This is a genomic window from Vibrio sp. QJM3NY_21, assembly GCF_057785975.1.
In genome coordinates, this window is the sequence record NZ_CM173513.1 from 604,893 (window position 1) to 623,289 (window position 18,397).

An 18,397-nucleotide genomic window follows, 5' to 3' on the forward strand; every position below is an offset into this window, starting at 1 on the left:
TAAGCTTCCGTTACTTTCTAACCAGTAACAGATACAATGATGCAATTATTCTATTTTATCCATACTAATGGGTATTAGTCTCACGGTTTTTAAAAAAGTTCGATATGGCTCAGCAGATAACATTAACAGACACAGTAAAAAGCAGCCAGTTAGGTCAACGTTTAGACCAAGCTGTCGCTGAACTATTTACCGATTTTTCTCGCTCTCGTATTAAAGAGTGGCTTCTTGACGGCAAAATCCAAGTGGATGGCGAAGTTATCACTAAACCGCGCACCATAGTTTTGGGCGGTGAAGCGATCATCCTACAAGCGGAGCTTGCAGATGAAGAGCGCTGGGAAGCACAAGATATTCCGCTAAACATTGTCTATGAAGATGATGATTTATTGGTTATCAATAAGCCTCGCGATCTGGTTGTACACCCAGGCGCAGGTACGCCGGATGGAACCATACTAAACGCATTGCTTTTCCATTACCCTCAGATTGCAGAAGTACCTCGTGCGGGTATTGTGCACCGTCTTGATAAAGACACAACCGGTCTTATGGTTGTGGCTAAGACGGTTCCAGCTCAAACTCGCCTTGTACGTGCTCTTGCTAAACGTCGTATTACTCGTGAATATGAAGCAATTGCTATTGGTAAAATGACCGCGGGTGGTGTGGTTGAGAAAGGCATTAGCCGTCATGCAACTAAACGTACTTTAATGGACGTGAATGAATTGGGTAAGCCTGCGGTAACTCACTACCGTGTTGCGGAGCACTTCCGCGAACATACTCGTATTCGTCTACGCCTAGAAACGGGTCGTACTCACCAAATCCGTGTTCACATGTCATACCTTCAGCATCCGCTGTTAGGTGATATTGCATACGGTGGTCGTGCACGTATACCAAAAGGTGCATCTGAAGAGCTGACGACAATGATTCGTTCTTTTGATCGCCAAGCGCTGCATGCTGTAATGCTTAAATTTGTTCACCCTATTACTGGTGAAGAAGTTGAGTTCCACGCACCTGTGCCAAATGACATGGTTGTGATGGCAGAAGCATTACGTGTTGATGCTCGCGAAAATCACGAAGACGACATTTAATCATGTCAATGATCATCCCTGACTGGAACGCTCCTCAAAACGTGAAAGCATTTGCTTCGACTCGTTTCGATGGTTGTTCTACGGGTGCTTATCAAGGGTTAAACCTCGGTATGCACGTTGGGGATGATACTTCGCTTGTTGAAAGCAATCGAGCATGGCTAAAGCAACAATCTAAGATGCCCACGGCTCCAGTATGGCTAAATCAAACTCACTCAACGGATGTCGTTACGGTTTTAGAACCGGTGACGAATGTTCTTGATGCTGATGGTGCATTTACCTCTGCAAAGGGTGTTGTGTGTTCAGCGATGACGGCTGATTGCTTGCCAGTAATTCTTACTGATACCAAAGGCACTCAAGTCGCGGCTGTTCATGCGGGTTGGCGTGGTCTTGCTGGTGGCATTCTTGAAAATGCCGTCGCAAAGTTTTCAAATCTAGATTCAGATAATCAGATCATGGCTTGGCTTGGCCCTGCAATTGGCAAAGATGCATTTGAGGTTGGCAACGATGTGTTGGAAGCTTTTGTTCGTTTTGACCCTCAAGCTAAATTAGCATTTCAAGCCAAAGCTGAACCTGGCAAATGGCTGGCAAACATGTCTCAACTCGCGACTCAACGATTAATGAAAGTTGGCGTGACTTCAGTGACAGACTCGAATCTATGTACATACGCAGATTCAGATGCTTTCTATTCTTATCGCCGTGATGGCATTACTGGACGTCAGGCTACATTTATTTGGTTAGAGTAATCTCTGGCTAGCACAACCACTCATCCAGCTCATTTATATTTTCATATAAGCTCTATTCTTCACTCTTATCCCTTGAAAATCCGCGTTACCGTATCCATCTTCTAACCATAAGATAAACATATCTAAGAGTAGGAAGGTTGGCATGCGTCTCGATCGGTTCACTAGTAAATTCCAAATTGCGATATCTGATGCTCAGTCGCTCGCATTAGGTCGTGATCATCAATATATAGAACCTGTACACCTAATGGTGTCTTTGCTTAATCAAGATGGCAGTGCGATTCGTCCATTGCTTACTATGCTGAACATTGATGTTGTTCAATTGCGTTCTAAATTGAGCGAAATATTAGACCGAGTGCCAAAAGTAAGTGGTATCGGTGGTGATGTTCAGCTTTCGAATGCCATGGGAACGTTGTTCAACCTATGTGACAAGGTCGCGCAAAAGCGCCAAGACAGTTACATATCTTCAGAAGTATTCCTACTCGCTGCAATTGAAGACAAAGGCCCTTTAGGGAACTTACTTAAAGAGTTAGGCCTTACTGAGCAAAAACTATCTCAAGCTATCGAGCAAGTTCGTGGTGGTCAAAAAGTCGATGACCCGAATGCGGAAGATAGACGCCAAGCATTAGAGAAATTCACCATTGATCTGACTGAAAGAGCAGAGCAAGGCAAACTAGATCCTGTGATTGGTCGAGACGATGAAATCCGTCGTACTATCCAAGTACTTCAACGCCGTACTAAGAATAACCCCGTTATTATTGGTGAACCTGGTGTCGGAAAAACGGCAATCGTTGAAGGTTTGGCGCAGCGCATTATCAATAATGAAGTACCGGAAGGCTTGAGAGGGCGACGAGTTCTTTCATTAGACATGGGCTCTTTGATTGCAGGTGCTAAATATCGTGGTGAATTTGAAGAGCGCTTGAAATCGGTTCTCAACGAATTATCGAAAGAAGAGGGCAACATTATTCTCTTCATCGATGAAATTCACACCATGGTAGGAGCAGGTAAAGGCGAAGGCTCTATGGACGCCGGTAATATGCTGAAACCAGCATTGGCTCGTGGTGAGCTGCATTGTGTAGGCGCAACGACACTCGATGAACATCGTCAGTATATAGAGAAAGATCCTGCATTAGAGCGTCGATTCCAAAAAGTGATAGTCGATGAGCCAACCGTTGAAGACACAGTTGCGATTCTTCGTGGTTTAAAAGAGCGTTATGAACTTCACCACCATGTAGAAATTACTGACCCAGCTATCGTAGCGGCGGCAACGTTATCTCACCGATACGTTTCAGACCGTCAGTTACCAGATAAGGCGATTGATCTCATTGATGAAGCGGCTTCGAGTATTCGAATGCAGATCGACTCAAAACCTGAGTCACTGGATAAGCTCGAGCGTAAAATCATTCAATTGAAGATCGAACAGCAAGCTCTGACGAATGAAAATGATGAGGCCAGTGAAAAACGTCTGCGCACGCTACAAAGTGAACTTTCTGAGAAAGAACGCGATTTCGCAGAACTTGAAGAAGTTTGGAACGCTGAAAAAGCGGCGCTGTCTGGTACGCAACATATTAAATCAGAGCTAGAACAAGCTCGAATGGATATGGATTTTGCACGACGTGCTGGTGACCTTAACCGTATGTCTGAATTGCAATATGGACGAATCCCAGAATTGGAGAAGCAGTTAGATCTCGCGACTCAAGCTGAAATGCAAGAAATGACCTTGTTACGTAACAAGGTGACTGACGCTGAGATTGCCGATGTCCTTTCAAAGCAAACCGGTATTCCTGTTTCTAAAATGCTAGAAGCAGAAAAAGAGAAGCTTCTGAAAATGGAAGGCGTTCTGCATAAGCGAGTTATCGGTCAAGCGGAAGCGGTCGAAGTCGTATCGAATGCGATTCGTCGTAGCCGTGCTGGTTTATCTGATCCGAATAAGCCAATTGGTTCGTTCTTATTTTTAGGACCAACTGGTGTCGGTAAAACGGAGCTGTGCAAAACATTGGCGAACTTTATGTTCGATAGTGAAGATGCGATGGTGCGTATCGATATGTCTGAGTTTATGGAGAAACACTCTGTTGCTCGTTTAGTCGGCGCTCCTCCGGGTTATGTAGGTTATGAAGAAGGTGGATACTTAACCGAAGCGGTACGTCGCAAGCCTTATTCTGTCATTTTGCTTGATGAGGTAGAGAAAGCACACCCTGATGTTTTCAATATTCTATTGCAGGTTTTAGATGATGGACGATTAACTGACGGACAAGGTCGCACGGTCGATTTTAGAAATACCGTGGTAATAATGACATCGAACCTAGGTTCAACTCGTATTCAAGAGAACTTCAATACATTGGATTACCAAGGGATTAAAAATGAGGTTATGGAAGTGGTCGGTAAACATTTCCGTCCTGAGTTTTTGAACCGTGTTGACGAAAGTGTGGTGTTCCATCCATTAGGTCAAGAGCACATCGAGTCAATTGCCGCAATTCAGCTTGAGCATTTGAAGAAACGAATGGAAGACAACGGCTATGAGCTTGAAGTTTCGGACAAAGCACTGAAGTTGATCTCTCAAGTCGGTTTTGATCCTGTCTATGGTGCGAGGCCTCTTAAAAGAGCAATTCAGCAGAGTGTTGAGAACCCATTAGCGAAAGCGATACTTGCAGGGAAAATCAATCCGGATAAGAAAGTGCAGCTATTAGTGAATAACGACCGAATTATTGCTCACCAATAATCAAGGTAAGAACGATAGGTACGATTAGTCGAAATTAAGACGTAATCGTACCTATTTTGAACGCTTTGTGTGAATAGTGTCCGAACGATCGCCTGCTGCGGTCTTTTTTCGTTTTTGGCCTTGTGCAAAGGGGGATTCTCTCTATAATGCGCCTCCGTTGCCAGGGATAACTAAGCGGTTTGAACTAAGTAACGAGACGACATTAAGCATTTAAGATGCTTTGAAAAATTAGCTGGAAAAAGTGTTTGACACTGGAACCCAATTCGCTAGAATGGCCGTCCACTTAGAGAGGCTCCTTACTAAAAGGAACGCTCAATAAGTAAAGCTCTTTAACAATTTAAACCTATCAATCTGTGTGGGCACTCGTTGATGAATATCAAAACGTTTTATCTTCCCTTTTTATTAAGAGAAGTAAAACAGATTCCTCGGAATCAACTTTGGTTTCAATGAACTGAGTGACCAATACGAATAACTACTTTCTCTTGTAGAAAGAAAGTATTTGGCACAGTCAATTCATTACCATTCTGTTGGAATGGTAATAGCTTTAGAATTACATGTTCATCAATCTTTTTCGAAAGAGCGAATGAGTATTAGTTTTGAAGTCAGTATTCATTGAGCCGACAAAATCTTAAATTGAAGAGTTTGATCATGGCTCAGATTGAACGCTGGCGGCAGGCCTAACACATGCAAGTCGAGCGGAAACGACAACATTGAATCTTCGGAGGATTTGTTGGGCGTCGAGCGGCGGACGGGTGAGTAATGCCTAGGAAATTGCCTTGATGTGGGGGATAACCATTGGAAACGATGGCTAATACCGCATAATGCCTACGGGCCAAAGAGGGGGATCTTCGGACCTCTCGCGTCAAGATATGCCTAGGTGGGATTAGCTAGTTGGTGAGGTAATGGCTCACCAAGGCGACGATCCCTAGCTGGTCTGAGAGGATGATCAGCCACACTGGAACTGAGACACGGTCCAGACTCCTACGGGAGGCAGCAGTGGGGAATATTGCACAATGGGCGAAAGCCTGATGCAGCCATGCCGCGTGTATGAAGAAGGCCTTCGGGTTGTAAAGTACTTTCAGTTGTGAGGAAGGGTGTGTAGTTAATAGCTGCGCATCTTGACGTTAGCAACAGAAGAAGCACCGGCTAACTCCGTGCCAGCAGCCGCGGTAATACGGAGGGTGCGAGCGTTAATCGGAATTACTGGGCGTAAAGCGCATGCAGGTGGTTCATTAAGTCAGATGTGAAAGCCCGGGGCTCAACCTCGGAACTGCATTTGAAACTGGTGAACTAGAGTGCTGTAGAGGGGGGTAGAATTTCAGGTGTAGCGGTGAAATGCGTAGAGATCTGAAGGAATACCAGTGGCGAAGGCGGCCCCCTGGACAGACACTGACACTCAGATGCGAAAGCGTGGGGAGCAAACAGGATTAGATACCCTGGTAGTCCACGCCGTAAACGATGTCTACTTGGAGGTTGTGGCCTTGAGCCGTGGCTTTCGGAGCTAACGCGTTAAGTAGACCGCCTGGGGAGTACGGTCGCAAGATTAAAACTCAAATGAATTGACGGGGGCCCGCACAAGCGGTGGAGCATGTGGTTTAATTCGATGCAACGCGAAGAACCTTACCTACTCTTGACATCCAGAGAAGCCAGCGGAGACGCAGGTGTGCCTTCGGGAACTCTGAGACAGGTGCTGCATGGCTGTCGTCAGCTCGTGTTGTGAAATGTTGGGTTAAGTCCCGCAACGAGCGCAACCCTTATCCTTGTTTGCCAGCGAGTAATGTCGGGAACTCCAGGGAGACTGCCGGTGATAAACCGGAGGAAGGTGGGGACGACGTCAAGTCATCATGGCCCTTACGAGTAGGGCTACACACGTGCTACAATGGCGCATACAGAGGGCAGCAAGCTAGCGATAGTGAGCGAATCCCAAAAAGTGCGTCGTAGTCCGGATTGGAGTCTGCAACTCGACTCCATGAAGTCGGAATCGCTAGTAATCGTGAATCAGAATGTCACGGTGAATACGTTCCCGGGCCTTGTACACACCGCCCGTCACACCATGGGAGTGGGCTGCAAAAGAAGTGGGTAGTTTAACCTTTCGGGGAGGACGCTCACCACTTTGTGGTTCATGACTGGGGTGAAGTCGTAACAAGGTAGCCCTAGGGGAACCTGGGGCTGGATCACCTCCTTATACGAAGATAGTCACGATGAGTGTCCACACAGATTGATTAGGTTTAGAAAGTTTAAGAGTAGAAATACTTTTCCAGATGGGGCTATAGCTCAGCTGGGAGAGCGCCTCGCTGGCAGCGAGGAGGTCTGCGGTTCGATCCCGCATAGCTCCACCATCTTTAAGTGTTTTTATCTGAAAATATTTAAAAATGGTTCATTAGTTTGAATCAAGCTCTTTAACAATTTGGAAAGCTGACTGATTGATTTACTTGCGAGTAATTCAATCAAATTTAAAAGTTCTCAATGTTTATCTTTCATTAGATAAACACAACAAACACATTCAAGTGTCTTGTATTCGAATCAAACTTTAGTTTGATTCACAATTGAGTCCGGCAAACAGTTATCAAGAATTAACCCTTCTTGATGACAACCAAAAACCTTGGTTAGTTGCCATACGCTAAGACCCTTTCGGGTTGTATGGTTAAGTGACTAAGCGTACACGGTGGATGCCTTGGCAGTCAGAGGCGATGAAAGGCGTAATAACTTGCGATAAGCCCAGATTAGGTAGTAATAACCTTTTGAGTCTGGGATTCCTGAATGGGGAAACCCACTTGCATAAGCAAGTATCCTGTTGTGAATACATAGCAACAGGAGGCAAACCGGGGGAACTGAAACATCTAAGTACCCCGAGGAAGAGAAATCAACCGAGATTCCGAAAGTAGCGGCGAGCGAAATTGGATTAGCCCTTAAGCTTTTAATGAGACAGACGAAGGCTCTGGAAAGTGCCGCAGTAAAGGGTGATAGCCCCGTAGTCGACATCTCATAATCAGTGAAAACGAGTAGGGCGGGACACGTGATATCCTGTCTGAATATGGGGGGACCATCCTCCAAGGCTAAATACTACTGACTGACCGATAGTGAACCAGTACCGTGAGGGAAAGGCGAAAAGAACCCCTGTGAGGGGAGTGAAATAGAACCTGAAACCGTGTACGTACAAGCAGTAGGAGCACCTTCGTGGTGTGACTGCGTACCTTTTGTATAATGGGTCAGCGACTTAATTTTAGTAGCAAGGTTAACCGTTTAGGGGAGCCGTAGGGAAACCGAGTCTTAACTGGGCGTACAGTTGCTAGGATTAGACCCGAAACCAGGTGATCTAGCCATGGGCAGGTTGAAGGTTGAGTAACATCAACTGGAGGACCGAACCGACTAATGTTGAAAAATTAGCGGATGACTTGTGGCTAGGGGTGAAAGGCCAATCAAACCTGGAGATAGCTGGTTCTCCCCGAAAGCTATTTAGGTAGCGCCTCGGACGAATACTACTGGGGGTAGAGCACTGTTAAGGCTAGGGGGTCATCCCGACTTACCAACCCTTTGCAAACTCCGAATACCAGTAAGTACTATCCGGGAGACACACGGCGGGTGCTAACGTCCGTCGTGGAGAGGGAAACAACCCAGACCGCCAGCTAAGGTCCCAAAGTATAGCTAAGTGGGAAACGATGTGGGAAGGCTCAGACAGCCAGGATGTTGGCTTAGAAGCAGCCATCATTTAAAGAAAGCGTAATAGCTCACTGGTCGAGTCGGCCTGCGCGGAAGATGTAACGGGGCTAAGCTATACACCGAAGCTGCGGCTACGTACCTTAGGGTATGTGGGGTAGGGGAGCGTTCTGTAAGCCGTTGAAGGTGGTCTGTAAGGGCTGCTGGAGGTATCAGAAGTGCGAATGCTGACATGAGTAACGATAAAGGGAGTGAAAAACTCCCTCGCCGGAAGACCAAGGGTTCCTGTCCAACGTTAATCGGGGCAGGGTAAGTCGACTCCTAAGGCGAGGCCGAAAGGCGTAGTCGATGGGAAACGGGTTAATATTCCCGTACTTCTTACAATTGCGATGGGGGGACGGAGAAGGCTAGGTGGGCCTGGCGACGGTTGTCCAGGTTCAAGTATGTAGGCGGGTGGTTTAGGTAAATCCGGACCACTATTAACGCTGAGATACGATGTCGAGCTACTACGGTAGTGAAGTCATTGATGCCATGCTTCCAGGAAAAGCCTCTAAGCTTCAGATTGTAAGGAATCGTACCCCAAACCGACACAGGTGGTCGGGTAGAGAATACCAAGGCGCTTGAGAGAACTCGGGTGAAGGAACTAGGCAAAATGGTACCGTAACTTCGGGAGAAGGTACGCTCTTATCAGTGAAGTCCCTTGCGGATGGAGCAGACGAGAGTCGCAGATACCAGGTGGCTGCAACTGTTTATTAAAAACACAGCACTGTGCAAAATCGTAAGATGACGTATACGGTGTGACGCCTGCCCGGTGCCGGAAGGTTAATTGATGGGGTTAGTCTTCGGACGAAGCTCTTGATCGAAGCCCCGGTAAACGGCGGCCGTAACTATAACGGTCCTAAGGTAGCGAAATTCCTTGTCGGGTAAGTTCCGACCTGCACGAATGGCGTAATGATGGCCACGCTGTCTCCACCCGAGACTCAGTGAAATTGAAATCGCTGTGAAGATGCAGTGTACCCGCGGCTAGACGGAAAGACCCCGTGAACCTTTACTACAGCTTGGCACTGAACATTGAACCTACATGTGTAGGATAGGTGGGAGACTATGAAATTGCGTCGCTAGATGTGATGGAGTCGTCCTTGAAATACCACCCTTGTAGTTTTGATGTTCTAACGTTGGTCCCTGAATCGGGATTACGGACAGTGCCTGGTGGGTAGTTTGACTGGGGCGGTCTCCTCCCAAAGAGTAACGGAGGAGCACGAAGGTGGGCTAAACACGGTTGGACATCGTGTGGTTAGTGCAATGGCATAAGCCCGCTTGACTGCGAGAATGACAATTCGAGCAGGTGCGAAAGCAGGTCATAGTGATCCGGTGGTTCTGAATGGAAGGGCCATCGCTCAACGGATAAAAGGTACTCCGGGGATAACAGGCTGATACCGCCCAAGAGTTCATATCGACGGCGGTGTTTGGCACCTCGATGTCGGCTCATCACATCCTGGGGCTGAAGTCGGTCCCAAGGGTATGGCTGTTCGCCATTTAAAGTGGTACGCGAGCTGGGTTTAGAACGTCGTGAGACAGTTCGGTCCCTATCTGCCGTGGGCGTTGGAAAATTGAAAGGGGCTGCTCCTAGTACGAGAGGACCGGAGTGGACGAACCTCTGGTGTTCGGGTTGTCATGCCAATGGCATTGCCCGGTAGCTAAGTTCGGAATCGATAACCGCTGAAAGCATCTAAGCGGGAAGCGAGCCTTGAGATGAGTTTTCCCTGGCACTATAAGTGTCCTAAAGGGTTGTCGTAGACTACGACGTTGATAGGCAGGGTGTGTAAGTGCTGCGAGGCATTGAGCTAACCTGTACTAATTGCCCGTGAGGCTTAACCATACAACACCCAAGGGGTTTTGTGGACTCAGAAGTACCAGACCTTGAATGAGTTTGAAGAGAAACTTTTATAGCTCTATTAAATAGAGAAGCAGCTTTCCGAATTTTAAAATTTGCTTGGCGACCATAGCATTGTGGACCCACCTGATTCCATGCCGAACTCAGAAGTGAAACACAATAGCGCCGATGGTAGTGTGGGGTTTCCCCATGTGAGAGTAGGACATCGCCAGGCTTTAAATTAAATCTTTAGGTTGACCGACCTGGAGATATGGACGCTCACTTAGTGAGTTGACCACTGCGGAGTGGTAGTTCAGTTGGTTAGAATACCGGCCTGTCACGCCGGGGGTCGCGGGTTCGAGTCCCGTCCACTCCGCCACTTATTCAGAGGTTCAGCTCTTTAAAACTGAAATAGGGGTGTAGCTCCAATTGGCAGAGCAGCGGATTCCAAATCCGCGTGTTGGGAGTTCGAATCTCTCCACCCCTGCCATATTTAAGGCTCTAGCAGAAATGCTAGAGCCTTTTTGCTTTCTGAATCTAACATACGTCATTAGCAGAGCAGCGGACTTTCCTACTTACCAAAACAGCGCGTGTTGGGAGTTCGAACGCCAGTCCTGTCGAACCTCCGGAGTGCCGGCTCAGTTCCCCCTGCCATATTTAAGGCTCTAGACTGCGCGTCCCGGCAGAAATGCTCGAGCCTCTTTGTTTTCTATTATTTGGATATTAACCATCTCTCCAAATAAAAACCTCTCTTTATCTTCAAAATATCATCCTCGATATGCACCTATTTCCTAATGACGGCTAGTATGAAAATAGAGATCATTTATTTGGAATTGTTATGAGGTTATTTTGTACATCAGCTCTTATCTTTTGTTCGTTTTACGTATCGGCAACCCCATGGGAAAAAGAAAAGAGCCCGACAAGAAATTCAACCTCATCTATCGGTAGTTACGCTAATGGCTGTCTAGACGGTGCGCAGGCTTTGCCAATTGACGGTCAAGGTTACCAAGTAATTCGTCCTCAGAGAGAGCGCTACTATGGACATACAGAGGCCATTCAGTTTATTGAAAGGCTAGGTGTGACCGCGAGCGAACAGCTCAACACTAATTTATTGGTTGGTGATATTTCTCTACCTCGAGGAGGGCGCTTTTCGTCTGGTCATTCAAGTCACCAGACTGGCTTGGATATTGATATATGGTTAAGGCTCACTGATAAGAGGCTGTCCGAAAATGAACTCGCTGTTCCTAAGCCAATCAGCGTTGTCGATCTTACCAACTACAAATTGCGCAAATCGAATTGGACTGATGATCACTTCCAAGTCATTCGCTATGCCGCCAAAGATGAAAAAGTGGTGCGTATTTTTGTCCATCCAGTGATTAAACAAGCTCTTTGTGAACAAGAAGATCCTGATGCCAATGATAGAACCTGGTTAGGCAAAATCAGACCTTGGTGGGGGCATCATTCCCATTTTCATGTTCGCTTAAAATGCCCTAAAGGCAGTTATAACTGTATCGCTCAAGCAAACCCGCCAAAAGGTGATGGTTGTGGCGATGAACTTGCAAGTTGGGCTCCGCAGACCATTCCAGTTCCTCCACCTAAAAAAGTGGCTAAAACTAAGAAAAAAAAGAAAGTTAAAGTGATGCCGAGTCAGTGTTTGGCCTTGATATCGAATAGGTAATGTATTTATCGAGGTGTTTTACAGTGGTAATGCCACTGGTTTTCGTGATTCTAAAACTGGAGAAATGTCACACTTTTGTCTAGAGTTTATAAACACGTAATTAAGAACATCGTTTGATATTAAAAAAACAACAACGACAACAGTAGGAACAATGGCGAATTTGATAACGTTTGGTCAGGGATGGAGAGTTTTGGGGTGAAAGATACGGCTTATGTGCAGTTGTGAAATCAGAGTCTGATACCCGTCGATAGATAATTCAAGGATAAGACTATGACTATGATTTGTGCAAAGGAATTTTCAGAATGGTTACGACATAGGTTCAGTACGGAAAACTCAGGTATTTCTATCTCAAGAGATGATATTAATCAACTGACCGGTAGACAACGATTAGACCCTAGTTTCGTCAATGATGTGCACTATGAATTAATGCAGTATGGAATGGCATTTGTAACAGACACCAGTAGGGAAAATTTTTATCTTGTTCCTATAGCGCAAGCGATAAATTGGCGAGAGCGACTCGAATATCAATTTGAAAAAGAGCTCTTCTGCAATATTTATCCAATTGGTAAATCGGGATAAAAAAAAGGTTCAACTTATGGTTAAGTTGAACCTTTTCTTTTTTAGGTCAAGCCTTGAATGATAACAAACTTCTCTAGTAGCTCGTCGTCAGTTTCAATATGGTTTGGGTCAGTGATTATGCACTTTGTAATAGGGCACACTGACTGACATGTTGGCTTCTCATAGTGACCTTTACACTCAGTACATAAATCAGGATCGATTTCGAAGATACTGTCACCCATCGTGATTGCGCCATTTGGGCATTCTGGGTCACACATATCGCAGTTTATGCACTTGTCAGTTATTAACAGAGCCATTGCTTTCTTCTCAGTAGAGTTTCTAGGTAAAGTTATTTACCTGAAGCGTTACGTGTATCTTGGCCTGCGCTCAAGTTACGCATTAACAAACCAAATTCTAGGTCAAGGTCAGCCGGTACTGGAATAAATACAAAGTGACCGTTACCTTTTGCGTCATCTACTGGCTGAGATTTACGGTTCTCCATAACTTCTAACTTGAAAACGATGTTACCTTTTGGTGTCATCATTTCTAAGCTATCGCCAACTAGGAACTTGTTCTTCACTTCGACTTCCGCTAAGTCACCACGGCGGTTGCCAGTGAATTCACCTACGAATTGTTGAGTATCTGAGATTGAGTAACCGTACTCGTAGTTTTGGTATGTGTCGTGAGTGTGGCGACGCAAGAAACCTTCAGTGTAGCCACGGTGAGCTAGGCTCTCTAGCGTGCCCATAAGGCTTTCATCAAATGGTTTGCCAGCTACCGCATCATCGATAGCTTTACGGTAGACCTGTGCTGTACGTGCACAGTAGTAGAAAGACTTAGTGCGGCCTTCAATCTTCAATGAGTGAACACCCATCTTAGTTAAGCGCTCTACGTGTTGGATTGCGCGAAGATCTTTTGAGTTCATGATGTAAGTACCATGCTCATCTTCAAACGCTGCCATTTTCTCTTCAGGTTTGTGTGATTCAGAAAGTAAAACGACTTCATCAGTTGGTTTACCAAGGCCTAGTGTGTTGTCAGGGCGCTCGTCTTGAACTTCAATACCTTGAGTTTCTACTTCTTGAATAGCAACGCCTGTAGGGTTTGCTTCAACGATCTGACCGTTTTCGTCTTCTTTCGCAGCTTCGGTTTTGTATTCCCAACGACAAGCGTTAGTACAAGTACCTTGGTTTGGATCGCGTTTGTTCATGTAACCAGAAAGTAGGCAACGACCTGAGTAAGCCATGCATAGAGCACCGTGAACAAAGATTTCTAGCTCAGTTTCTGGGCAGTGTTCGCGAATCTCTTCGATTTCTTCAAGAGATAGCTCACGAGATAGGATCACACGCTCAACGCCTTGAGTTGACCAGAACTTAACGGTCGCCCAGTTTACTGCATTTGCTTGAACTGAAAGATGGATCGGCATTTCAGGGAATGATTCACGTACCATCATGATAAGACCTGGGTCTGACATGATAAGTGCGTCTGGGCCCATCTCAACAACTGGCTTAAGGTCGCGAATGAATGTTTTTAATTTAGAGTTGTGTGGCTGAATGTTACATACAACATATAACTTTTTGCCTTGAGCATGAGCTTCATCGATACCGATTTGTAGGTTTTCGTGATTGAACTCGTTGTTACGAACACGAAGGCTGTAACGTGGCTGGCCAGCGTATACTGCATCTGCGCCGTAGGCGAATGCGTAACGCATGTTTTTAAGGCTTCCTGCCGGTGATAATAGTTCAGGTACAAATGGTTTTTGTGTAGTCATTGCTTCGTTCTCTAATCTGATCTCAAGTCAGGTTGATACCACCAAGTGATATCAAAGGGGCGCAAATTTTACGCTAAAATGAGTTTGGTTGATAGCCCTAAAGATAACAATGGTATTGCGAAGAGTGTTGTTAGGTGTTGATAAGCGGGGTGGAGAAGAAAACAAGCTCAGATATCGTCGACACCTGAGCTCTAAATCGAAACAATTAAGCGTTAGGTTGAGTTAACCCGCCTAATGATTCAAATAGGTTTGGAAGGAAAACACTGAACTCACCACAAAGTAGAGAGAAGTCTGCATCAAAACGCGCAGCTTGATCTTCGCGAGGAATATCGTCGTTCTCATCTTTTAGTTCATCACTGAATTTCAGGCGCTTGATGCTGCCATCTTCAGCAAGGATGAACTCAATGCGATCTTGCCAGTTGATCAGAAGCTTAGTCACAACTTTGTTGGCTTCAATGTGGTTTTTAATCTCATCCGCTTCTAGTTCTTGTTTCTTAACTCGAACAATGCCGCCGTCTTCTTGGATTGATTTAAGCTCTGCTTCATCAAGCATAGTGATACCTTGAGGCGTATCACCTGATTTAACCCACTCAGTTAACGTTGTTTCAATCGCTTGCTCTGGAATTGCAGGTACTACTGGCAGGCTGCCCATTGTCTTACGTAGCAATGCCAATACATCTTCTGCTTTTTTGTAGCTACTAGCATCAACTACAATAAAGCCTTCTTTCGGCATGATCAGTGCGTAAGTGAAATTACTGCGGCTGAAAGCGCGAGGAAGAAGATCGATGATGATGTCTTCTTTTAGGCTGTCTTTCTCTTTCTTTTTCAGAGGAGTACCAGACTCCGCTTCAAGCGTTTCTACTTTTGCATTCAATGAATCTTTGATCACAGAAGCTGGAAGCATTTTCTCTTCTTTCTTTGCACAGATTAGAATGCGGTTTTCTGATACGTGCGTCATCATATCGCCGTGTCTACCCATCGCATTTACCCAACCAAACTTCTGTTTGTCTTGGCTACCACAAGGGGTAAAACGGAACTCTTCAAGTTGTTTCTCTAACTGATCTGCGTTGAAGTCTATATCACGATTAAAGCGATAGACGAGGCAATTCTTAAACCACATAAATATTTCTCATACCTTTATCTGAAGACGCTCATCATAGGAGATTTCGATCCATTTGTCTTATACCTGCAATAAAAATTAAAAGTGAAATGTTTGAGACAGTTATATGAAAATTTGTTTTCAAAGGTCACAAAAGTGTCATAATTAAACCAGATAATGCAATGCGTTGATTAAATACTAAGGCTATTCAATTATGTCGAGAAGGATTCTGGTCGTTGAAGATGAAGCACCTATTCGTGAGATGTTGTGTTTTGTACTTGAGCAAAAAGGCTACCAAGCAGTAGAGGCTGAAGATTACGATACAGCGGTAAACAAGCTATGTGAACCTTTCCCAGATCTAGTATTACTAGATTGGATGCTACCTGGCGGTAGCGGGATAAACTTTATCAAGCACATGAAGCGTGAAGAGTTAACTCGCAACATCCCAGTGGTGATGCTGACGGCTCGTGGCGAAGAAGAAGATAAGGTGCGTGGTTTAGAAGTGGGCGCTGATGATTACATCACCAAGCCATTTTCACCAAAAGAGCTCGTGGCTCGTCTGAAAGCGGTTATCCGTCGTGTAACGCCTACTGCACTAGAAGATGTGATTGATGTACAAGGCCTTAAGCTAGACCCAGTATCTCACCGCGTTACCGCAAGTGAAGGTCCAGTTGATATGGGCCCAACCGAATTCAAAATGCTGCATTTCTTTATGACTCACCAAGAGCGTGTGTACAGTCGAGAGCAACTACTGAACAACGTTTGGGGTACCAACGTTTACGTTGAAGATCGTACGGTAGATGTTCATATTCGACGTTTACGCAAAGCACTTGAATCTGCTGGTCATGACAAATTAATTCAAACGGTTCGCGGCGCAGGCTACCGTTTTTCTACAAAGGCTTAATGTGGCTTCACTGCCCAGTTTATGGAGTCCTGAATGGTTGAGAAGTTAACCTGGAAAAAGCTAGCTTGGGAGCTGGCTTTTTTTTACGCACCTTGGATTATAGTCGGATGGATATTCGGTTATTTACCTTGGTTATTGCTGGCTGCAACAGTATTACAGTTAGCATGGCATCTACACTATCAAATGCGTTTGTCTGCTTGGTTGTGGGATGAAAAGCGGTTAACACCCCCTTCTGGCTCTGGAAACTGGGAGTCTCTGTTTAACGGTATCTATCGTATGCAGCAGAGACAGCGTCGTAAGCGCAAAGAATTGACCAACCTTATCCGCCGTTTCAGAAACGGTGCTGAATCCCTTCCCGATGCCGTTGTGGTGTTTCGCGGTGAAGGCAATATTGTTTGGTGTAACAAGCTTGCTCAGTATTTACTGGGTTTTCGCTGGCCAGACGATTCAGGTCAACCGATCTCTAACTTGATCCGCACGCCGGACTTCATCAAGTATCTTAATAAACAAGACTTTTCAGAACCGTTAGAGATGCCTTCGCCACTTAACGTGGAGCGCATGCTTGAGCTGCGTATCGTGCCTTACACTGAAGGTGAGCATTTGATGGTAGTACGTGATGTTACCCAGCTAAAACAACTGGAAGGCATGCGTCGTAACTTTTTCGCTAACGTTTCTCACGAGCTACGCACTCCAATGACTGTACTTCAGGGCTATCTTGAAATGACGGAAGATCCAGATATGGTCGTTGGACCTATGTGGCCTAAGGCTCATGGTGTGATGACTGAGCAATTGAATCGCATGAACAGTTTGGTCAATCAGCTTCTTACTCTTTCTAAGATAGAAGCGGCGCCAATGCATGAATTGGATGAAGTGGTTAACGTTCCGGCGATGTTGGAAGTTCTTGAAAAAGAAGCCGCTAGTCTCAGTGGAGAGCGAGAACACAAGCTGGAATTTGATATTGATAAGAGCTTACGCGTATTAGCGGATGAAGATCAGTTAAGAAGTGCGATATCGAATCTGGTTTACAATGCAGTGAAATACACGCCGCCGGGTGCGACCGTAAAGGTTCGTTGGTATCAAACCAGTCAAGGTGCGTGTTTGGATGTGTCAGACACTGGAGACGGTATCGAACCACAACACTTGCATCGACTTACAGAGCGTTTCTATCGTGTTGATAAAGCACGCTCACGCGATACTGGCGGTAGTGGTCTTGGACTCGCGATTGTGAAACATGCGCTTAGTCACCATGATTCACATTTAGAAATTCAAAGTGAAGTTGGCGTTGGTAGCCGATTCCATTTCACACTACCTAATCGATTGACAGTATCATGAGTTGTTTGATACGCAGTATGCGTTTGCCAGTCTGCTCATTATTAGCGTTTACTTTGGCCAACCCTGTTCATGCCGAACAAGGTGTCGATTCTCTTCCTAATTATTCTAAGGTTCCGGGCATTTCTGGCAGCTTGTTGTCTGTCGGTTCGGATACTTTAGCGGGAATGACTACGTTATGGGTTGAAGAGTTTAAGTCTTACTACCCGAACGTGAATGCTCAAGTTCAGGCTTCTGGATCATCCACTGCACCTCCTGCATTAACGGAAGGTACTGCTCACCTTGGGCCTATGAGTCGTCCAATGCGCCTACGAGAAGTGGAAGCGTTCGAAAGGGAGCATGGCTATAAGCCGACGGCGCTTCGAGTTGCTATCGACGCGATTGGTCTTTTTGTACATCGTGATAATCCTATCGAGGGGCTTAATTTTCGCGAAATTGACAGCATATTTTCAGAGACATTGCGCTGTGGCGCGACTAAGCCGCTAAATAATTGGCAAGATTTAGGTATCAGCCAGCCATGGGCAAAACATAGATTCCAACTGTTCGGTCGTAATTCCGTTTCGGGAACCTACGGCTACTTCAAACAAAACGCATTATGTAGTGGCGACTTCAAAAACCGAGTCAATGAACAGCCAGGATCTGCGTCGGTTGTACAGTCGGTCGCTTCATCAATCAGCGGGATAGGGTACTCAGGTATTGGTTATCGAGTGGCCGGTGTTAAGTTAATTCCTATCGCAGAGTATGGTTCTGATTATGTAGAGCCGACTCGAACAAATATCTTGAGCGGTGATTACCCTCTATCTCGCTTTCTTTATGTGTATGTGAATAAGCACCCAGATAAACCACTTTCTCCTGTTGAAAGAGAGTTCCTCACTTTTGTGTTCTCAAAGCAAGGGCAAGAACTGGTAGAGAAAGATGGTTATTTAGCGATACCGTCAGAGTTTGCTGAGCAAGAGTTGGCAAAAATCGGACTCTAATTTAGGTACTATGAAC

General features: G+C 45.5%; 11 protein-coding genes, 3 tRNA genes and 3 rRNA genes. 14 read left to right on the forward strand and 3 right to left on the reverse strand.

The window, feature by feature from the left end; genetic code table 11:
• Positions 1 to 104 precede the first annotated feature (104 nt).
• The 11 genes from rluD (at position 105) to AC3CID_RS02720 (ending at position 12,325) form a co-directional block, all read left to right on the forward strand.
• On the forward strand, positions 105 to 1,079 hold the full coding sequence (rluD, locus tag AC3CID_RS02670; RefSeq protein ID WP_017077746.1) for a 23S rRNA pseudouridine(1911/1915/1917) synthase RluD: 975 nt from the start codon (positions 105 to 107) through the stop codon (positions 1,077 to 1,079).
• Positions 1,080 to 1,081: 2 nt separating this feature from the next.
• Positions 1,082 to 1,822, forward strand: coding sequence for a peptidoglycan editing factor PgeF (gene pgeF, locus AC3CID_RS02675; RefSeq protein WP_488526908.1), 741 nt, complete (start codon positions 1,082 to 1,084; stop codon positions 1,820 to 1,822).
• Positions 1,823 to 1,964: 142 nt separating this feature from the next.
• A complete protein-coding gene (gene clpB, locus AC3CID_RS02680) occupies positions 1,965 to 4,538 on the forward strand; it encodes an ATP-dependent chaperone ClpB (RefSeq protein WP_488526909.1) in 2,574 nt (857 codons plus the stop codon).
• Between the two features lie 630 nt (positions 4,539 to 5,168).
• Positions 5,169 to 6,723, forward strand: a 16S ribosomal RNA gene (locus tag AC3CID_RS02685).
• Positions 6,724 to 6,801: 78 nt separating this feature from the next.
• Positions 6,802 to 6,877 (forward strand) — tRNA-Ala (locus AC3CID_RS02690).
• Between the two features lie 303 nt (positions 6,878 to 7,180).
• Positions 7,181 to 10,074 (forward strand): 23S ribosomal RNA (locus AC3CID_RS02695).
• Positions 10,075 to 10,187: 113 nt separating this feature from the next.
• Positions 10,188 to 10,303, forward strand: a 5S ribosomal RNA gene (gene rrf, locus AC3CID_RS02700).
• Together the 16S, 23S and 5S rRNA genes with 3 tRNA genes alongside form the textbook arrangement of a ribosomal RNA operon.
• 67 nt (positions 10,304 to 10,370) lie before the next feature.
• Positions 10,371 to 10,447: transfer RNA gene (locus AC3CID_RS02705), tRNA-Asp, on the forward strand.
• Positions 10,448 to 10,481: 34 nt separating this feature from the next.
• Positions 10,482 to 10,558: transfer RNA gene (locus tag AC3CID_RS02710), tRNA-Trp, on the forward strand.
• A 348-nt stretch (positions 10,559 to 10,906) separates the two neighbouring features.
• Positions 10,907 to 11,746: a penicillin-insensitive murein endopeptidase gene (mepA, locus tag AC3CID_RS02715; protein WP_146457618.1), complete on the forward strand. Its 840-nt coding sequence runs from the start codon at positions 10,907 to 10,909 to the stop codon at positions 11,744 to 11,746.
• Positions 11,747 to 12,016: 270 nt separating this feature from the next.
• On the forward strand, positions 12,017 to 12,325 hold the full coding sequence (locus AC3CID_RS02720) for a hypothetical protein (RefSeq protein WP_054548116.1): 309 nt from the start codon (positions 12,017 to 12,019) through the stop codon (positions 12,323 to 12,325).
• Between the two features lie 41 nt (positions 12,326 to 12,366).
• On the opposite strand, the gene AC3CID_RS02725 is transcribed toward AC3CID_RS02720, so the two are convergent.
• The 3 genes from AC3CID_RS02725 to rdgC all read right to left on the reverse strand — a co-directional run bounded on the left by AC3CID_RS02725 (position 12,367) and on the right by rdgC (position 15,192).
• Entirely contained in the window at positions 12,367 to 12,621 is a 255-nt protein-coding gene (locus AC3CID_RS02725) for a YfhL family 4Fe-4S dicluster ferredoxin (RefSeq protein ID WP_004735061.1), read from the reverse strand.
• Between the two features lie 32 nt (positions 12,622 to 12,653).
• A complete protein-coding gene (trhP, locus tag AC3CID_RS02730) occupies positions 12,654 to 14,072 on the reverse strand; it encodes a prephenate-dependent tRNA uridine(34) hydroxylase TrhP (RefSeq protein ID WP_017087856.1) in 1,419 nt (472 codons plus the stop codon).
• 205 nt (positions 14,073 to 14,277) lie between these two features.
• Positions 14,278 to 15,192, reverse strand: a complete 915-nt coding sequence (gene rdgC / locus AC3CID_RS02735) for a recombination-associated protein RdgC (protein ID WP_004735063.1) — start codon at positions 15,190 to 15,192, stop codon at positions 14,278 to 14,280.
• Positions 15,193 to 15,385: 193 nt separating this feature from the next.
• On the opposite strand from rdgC, the gene phoB reads away from it, so the two are divergent.
• The 3 genes from phoB to AC3CID_RS02750 are packed head-to-tail and all read left to right on the forward strand — an operon-like array spanning position 15,386 to position 18,381.
• Positions 15,386 to 16,075 carry a phosphate regulon transcriptional regulator PhoB gene (phoB, locus tag AC3CID_RS02740; protein ID WP_004735064.1) on the forward strand — a complete coding sequence of 230 codons (690 nt, stop codon included), beginning with the start codon at positions 15,386 to 15,388 and terminating at the stop codon, positions 16,073 to 16,075.
• Positions 16,076 to 16,108: 33 nt separating this feature from the next.
• Complete coding sequence (phoR, locus tag AC3CID_RS02745) at positions 16,109 to 17,407, forward strand: phosphate regulon sensor histidine kinase PhoR (RefSeq protein ID WP_237299852.1); 1,299 nt, start codon at positions 16,109 to 16,111, stop codon at positions 17,405 to 17,407.
• Entirely contained in the window at positions 17,404 to 18,381 is a 978-nt protein-coding gene (locus AC3CID_RS02750) for a PstS family phosphate ABC transporter substrate-binding protein (protein ID WP_065206961.1), read from the forward strand. The genes phoR and AC3CID_RS02750 overlap by 4 nt, the downstream gene beginning before the upstream one ends.
• Positions 18,382 to 18,397: the final 16 nt, after the last annotated feature.

What these genes read in the sequence shown, in the direction of transcription:
- AC3CID_RS02720 (WP_054548116.1), top strand. Translation starts at nt 12,017, where the DNA reads ATGACTATGATTTGTGCAAAGGAATTTTCAGAATGGTTACGACATAGG.
- rluD (WP_017077746.1), top strand. Translation starts at nt 105, where the DNA reads ATGGCTCAGCAGATAACATTAACAGACACAGTAAAAAGCAGCCAGTTA.
- mepA (WP_146457618.1), top strand. Translation starts at nt 10,907, where the DNA reads ATGAGGTTATTTTGTACATCAGCTCTTATCTTTTGTTCGTTTTACGTA.
- clpB (WP_488526909.1), top strand. Translation starts at nt 1,965, where the DNA reads ATGCGTCTCGATCGGTTCACTAGTAAATTCCAAATTGCGATATCTGAT.
- rdgC (WP_004735063.1), bottom strand. Translation starts at nt 15,192, where the DNA reads ATGTGGTTTAAGAATTGCCTCGTCTATCGCTTTAATCGTGATATAGAC.
- phoR (WP_237299852.1), top strand. Translation starts at nt 16,109, where the DNA reads ATGGTTGAGAAGTTAACCTGGAAAAAGCTAGCTTGGGAGCTGGCTTTT.
- trhP (WP_017087856.1), bottom strand. Translation starts at nt 14,072, where the DNA reads ATGACTACACAAAAACCATTTGTACCTGAACTATTATCACCGGCAGGA.
- pgeF (WP_488526908.1), top strand. Translation starts at nt 1,082, where the DNA reads ATGTCAATGATCATCCCTGACTGGAACGCTCCTCAAAACGTGAAAGCA.
- AC3CID_RS02750 (WP_065206961.1), top strand. Translation starts at nt 17,404, where the DNA reads ATGAGTTGTTTGATACGCAGTATGCGTTTGCCAGTCTGCTCATTATTA.
- phoB (WP_004735064.1), top strand. Translation starts at nt 15,386, where the DNA reads ATGTCGAGAAGGATTCTGGTCGTTGAAGATGAAGCACCTATTCGTGAG.
- AC3CID_RS02725 (WP_004735061.1), bottom strand. Translation starts at nt 12,621, where the DNA reads ATGGCTCTGTTAATAACTGACAAGTGCATAAACTGCGATATGTGTGAC.